Source organism: uncultured Campylobacter sp., from assembly GCF_937997535.1.
GTDB lineage: Bacteria > Campylobacterota > Campylobacteria > Campylobacterales > Campylobacteraceae > Campylobacter_B.
Genome location: NZ_CALKTT010000065.1, coordinates 1 through 3,861 on the forward strand (window position 1 = coordinate 1; position 3,861 = coordinate 3,861).

The 3,861-nt window shown below is 48.8% G+C and carries 7 protein-coding genes; 2 read left to right on the forward strand and 5 right to left on the reverse strand.

Annotated features, from left to right (window positions below; translation table 11 throughout):
• Both Q0117_RS06345 and Q0117_RS06350 read left to right on the forward strand, forming a co-directional pair.
• Positions 1–467 (forward strand): AIR synthase-related protein (locus tag Q0117_RS06345; protein ID WP_297923829.1); only part of this gene is annotated, 467 nt, incomplete at its 5' end.
• Between the two features lie 111 nt (positions 468–578).
• Positions 579–872: a hypothetical protein gene (locus tag Q0117_RS06350; RefSeq protein ID WP_366807796.1), complete on the forward strand. Its 294-nt coding sequence runs from the start codon at positions 579–581 to the stop codon at positions 870–872.
• A gap of 61 nt (positions 873–933) precedes the next feature.
• On the opposite strand, the gene Q0117_RS06355 is transcribed toward Q0117_RS06350, so the two are convergent.
• The 5 genes from Q0117_RS06355 to Q0117_RS06375 form a co-directional block, all read right to left on the reverse strand.
• The gene (locus tag Q0117_RS06355) at positions 934–1,380 is read right to left on the reverse strand and encodes a cupin domain-containing protein (protein ID WP_297923831.1); all 447 of its coding nucleotides are present in this window, start codon (positions 1,378–1,380) and stop codon (positions 934–936) included.
• A gap of 169 nt (positions 1,381–1,549) precedes the next feature.
• Entirely contained in the window at positions 1,550–2,119 is a 570-nt protein-coding gene (locus tag Q0117_RS06360) for a flavodoxin (protein WP_297923833.1), read from the reverse strand.
• 15 nt (positions 2,120–2,134) lie between these two features.
• The gene (locus Q0117_RS06365) at positions 2,135–3,064 is read right to left on the reverse strand and encodes an alpha/beta hydrolase (protein WP_297923835.1); all 930 of its coding nucleotides are present in this window, start codon (positions 3,062–3,064) and stop codon (positions 2,135–2,137) included.
• A 26-nt stretch (positions 3,065–3,090) separates the two neighbouring features.
• Positions 3,091–3,321 carry a hypothetical protein gene (locus tag Q0117_RS06370; protein ID WP_297923837.1) on the reverse strand — a complete coding sequence of 77 codons (231 nt, stop codon included), beginning with the start codon at positions 3,319–3,321 and terminating at the stop codon, positions 3,091–3,093.
• Positions 3,322–3,347: 26 nt separating this feature from the next.
• Positions 3,348–3,861 (reverse strand): alpha/beta hydrolase (locus tag Q0117_RS06375; RefSeq protein ID WP_297923839.1); only part of this gene is annotated, 514 nt, incomplete at its 5' end.

The window sequence follows — 3,861 nt, forward strand, 5'->3', positions numbered from 1 at the left end:
GCGACGTGCTCATCGCGCTTCCTAGTAGCGGCCTGCACTCAAACGGCTTCTCGCTCGCGCGCAAAGTAATCGCCGAGCTGGGACTAAAATTTGACGATAAGGTAGGCAATCGCGCGCTAATCGACGTGCTTTTGGAGCCGACCAGGATCTACGTCGGCGACTTTTTAAATTTAAAAGACAAGATCCACGCGCTCGCGCACATCACGGGCGGCGGCATAGTGGAAAACCTACCGCGCGTATTCCCTGCGGGGCTTGGCGCAAAAATCGAGCGCGCGGCGATCCGCACGCCTGATATCTTTAAAATCATAGCGCAAAAGGTTGAGCCCGCCGAAATGATGAGGACGTTTAATATGGGCGTTGGTATGATCCTCGTAGTGCCAAAAGAAAACGCTGATTTTGTGCTGGCAAATACCGACGGCTACGTCATCGGCGAGGTTGTAAAAGGCGGGGGCGCACAGCTCGTGTAAATTTGAAGCGGTAAAATTTGTCCCTTTTTACCAAGGCGTAAGGTTGCGTTTAGGCTAAATTTTAAAGCTAGCATCGCGACCGCTTCCAAAAACAGCGCCGATAATTATTATATGATAGGCCTTGCGGACGACAAGTACGACTATAAGAACTATCTGCTTTTTCAAAGACCGATCAGGCTCGGGCGGTACGAGGACGCGCCGCATAACGGCTTATGCGCAGAGCGCAATGGCGACGTATGCTATAACGGCTGCAAGGCGGTGAAAATCACTAGCGAGCTTATTGTTTTTGAAGTCCAAGATAGCGTCATCACCGTGGATATCAGCGGAGTCAAAATTCCCAAACGCTTCATTCAGTATTGCAAAGAAATTTTCGGCGATCTGCTTAGCATCGAGGGGCAAATTTAAATGCGCCTAACGGCGCGTAAAATTTGCCTGGCGACTGCCGTAAATTCTATCTGGAGGACACTTACTCCGCATTCTTTGCGTCCGCTTTTTCGATGAGGCTTTTATACTCGTCCTCGCTTAGATGCTCCATCCATGCTACGTTTTTGCCGTCCTTTTCAAAGGTTACCGCGATGTGCTCGACGTCTTCGTGCAGTCCGGCTCCATGCCAGTGTTTGACGCCCGGCGGACAAAGCACTACGTCGCCTGGGTGAGCGATTTGCACGATTCCGTCCGCCGTACCGGTGTAAATTTTGCCCTTCGTTACGATTAAATTTTGCCCCGCAGGATGCGTATGCCATGCCGTGCGTACTCCGCGTGGAAAATGCACTAGCGCTGCTCTTGCATTTGAGTAAGGCATCGCGCCGAAAAGTAGCGTGACTTTCGGCAGACCGCCTGCAAAAATTTTATCGCTCACCTTATCATAAACGGCGAGATTTTCCTTTTTAACCAAAGCTTGCTTTTCCTGCATCTTTTCTCCTTTATTTATATTTTTCGCAATGCTCTCTTGCGCGCTTAAATTTAATGCCCACGCCATCGCCGCTAAACTCAAAATTTTAAGAATTTAGCGTTTATTTTTATCTTTCATTATGCTCGCTTTAAATTTAATCACAAATTTAAAGCCAAAGTGCAAAAGTCGCCTAAAATTTCGCAAGCCACTCTTTTATCTCTTTTTCGCTCGGCCTCTCGCCGAAGCACTTCCCCGCTAGCCACTCGCCGCCGTTTGCTTTCTTGGCTAAATTTTTATCGCTATTTTCAAGCCCGGAGCTATAAACGGTGCAAAACGGGATCACTTTTTTACCGTTAAAATCGTTGTTTTTTATAAACTCGTCAACCGGCCACGCAGCATCGTGCCACCAGATCGGATAGCCTACGAAAACGACATCGTAGTTCTCCCAGCCTTCGATTTTGGCGTTAGCTAAAGACACTTTCCTAAGCGACGTATCATCATGCTCGCGGCTAACGCGACTTTTTGGATCGTTGTAGTTTAGATCAGCGTTCGTGTAGGGCTGCACGGGCTTTAGTTCAACTATCTTAGCACCTAAATTTTGTGATATTAAATTTGCCGCTCTAGCCGTATTGCCGCCTGCTGAAAAATAGACTACGAGCGTCTTTTGGGGCTCAAATTTTATATTTCCTGCTGCACTTTCGCCCGCCGCGAAGGAGCACATAACAAGCGCTCCAGCCATTATTTTGCTTAATTTTTTCATTTTATTTTCTTTCCTTTATCTCATCTGTTCTTGCCAAAATTTGACCGCCTCATCCAGCCAGCCCTGTGCTGCCGTGCCGGTGCCTAAGCCAAATCCGTGACCTAAATTTGCGTAGCTACGAAACTGCGTTTTAACGCCCGTAGCGGCTAAATTTCGTATCCGTCTCTCCATCACGCCGGGGCTTGCGATCCAGTCGTTTTCGCCAACCACGGCAAAGGTCGGCGGATCGTTTCGCGTAAAATCCGAATAGCCCGTATATTGCATTATCACGGCTGCAGGTCGCGGATGCGAGCCCTGCTCAAAAGCCTGCGTGCCGTAGCTTCCCAGCATCGCCGCAAGCCTAGCTCCGGCCGAGCCGCCCCACAGCGAATAAAACTCCGCTCCCACCTCAAGCTCCTTTGCGTGCTCAAAAATAAAGCTAATCGCACGAGCAAGGTCTTGCGCCCCGCTCCTAGCGCCCGGGCGGTAGATCAACGCAAAGGCGTTGTAGCCCTTTTTAGAAAGCTCAAGCGCGTGCGGGAAACTATCATGCATCGCGCCCACATAGGCAAAGCCGCCTCCGGCGACCACCACTGCAAACGGCTTGCCCCGCTCGCCTTTAAAATAAAAAAGCCCAGTATCATTTTTGCGTGGATCGGCGGCTTTTTCGGTATTTGAGTAAATATCGTAAAATACCTGCTTGCCGGCTTTGGCGCGATCTTTTAGATAGTTTAAAATTTCAACCGTTTTATCGGCATCGATATGCTCGTACCACGTCAAATTTAGCTCGCCGAGCCTACCGCCGCTAAAGTAACCAGCATCTGTAGGAAAAAGCAGCCTGCCGTAATCACAAAACGCCGCATCATGGACGACGTCTGAAATTTTGCTCTCTTTTGTAAAATTATCGTTCATTTGCCCTCCCGCTAACGCCGCCGCAAATAGCGCCGAAATCAAAAACTTTTTCAAATTTAATCCCTATAACCAAAAAACCGCTAAAGACTTTTTAGGGCATCTCTTGCGTTTTGCGGCGCGACTTTTAGTTTGTCCGCATCGCCAGCCGCCGCATAAGCAGCCACGCTAACGAGCGCTAGCTGTTTGTTGCTAAGCGCCTCGCTAAGCTTTGCCGCGTGCGGAAGCTCGTTAAAATTTATCATCGCTTGCTCCTTTGCCGAGCTTAAATTTAAAGCGAATAAAATAGCTAAAACAATTCTAAAAATTTTCACCGCATACCCTTTGTTTTTATTCATTTTTACAAATTTTCTCCGTAAAACTGGGCTAGCTTTTTCATCGCGACGTCCACGTATTCGGGCTTATAGTAAGTGTCAATATGTAGCGCTCCGTCTATCTTAAAGTACTCCTTCTTCTGCGTACCGCTAGCGCCCGCGAAAGCTCGCTCGCTCATATAGGCGCTGTCGGCTTTGGAGCCTACCATCATCAAAAGCGGCTGATTGATTAGATCCATATTGCTCGCAGCGTCGAAGTTCATGAGATCTAGCAGACTACTTTTGGTGTAGGCGAAGGTGGAGTTTGGATGCGCGTGCGTGCGGTGGTAGTATTTTAGCCCCTCGCGGTAAAGATCGTTGGTGATTTTGGCTATCTCCTCGTCGGTTAAATTTGGATCCGGCACGTATTCAACCTCGCCCGTTAGCACCTCTTTGGCGCGTGCGTCGCTAGCGTCTTTTAGTCGTTGCTGGATAGTCGAAATTTGCGCGTCCAAAAAGCCGTTTCGCCTAGCTAGTCCGCTATCAAAAGCACTTAGCGTC

Bases quoted from the DNA above. Each gene is read 5' to 3' on its own strand.
- Q0117_RS06350 (WP_366807796.1), top strand. From the start codon at position 579: ATGATAGGCCTTGCGGACGACAAGTACGACTATAAGAACTATCTGCTT.
- Q0117_RS06355 (WP_297923831.1), bottom strand. From the start codon at position 1,380: ATGCAGGAAAAGCAAGCTTTGGTTAAAAAGGAAAATCTCGCCGTTTAT.
- Q0117_RS06360 (WP_297923833.1), bottom strand. From the start codon at position 2,119: ATGAAAAAATTAAGCAAAATAATGGCTGGAGCGCTTGTTATGTGCTCC.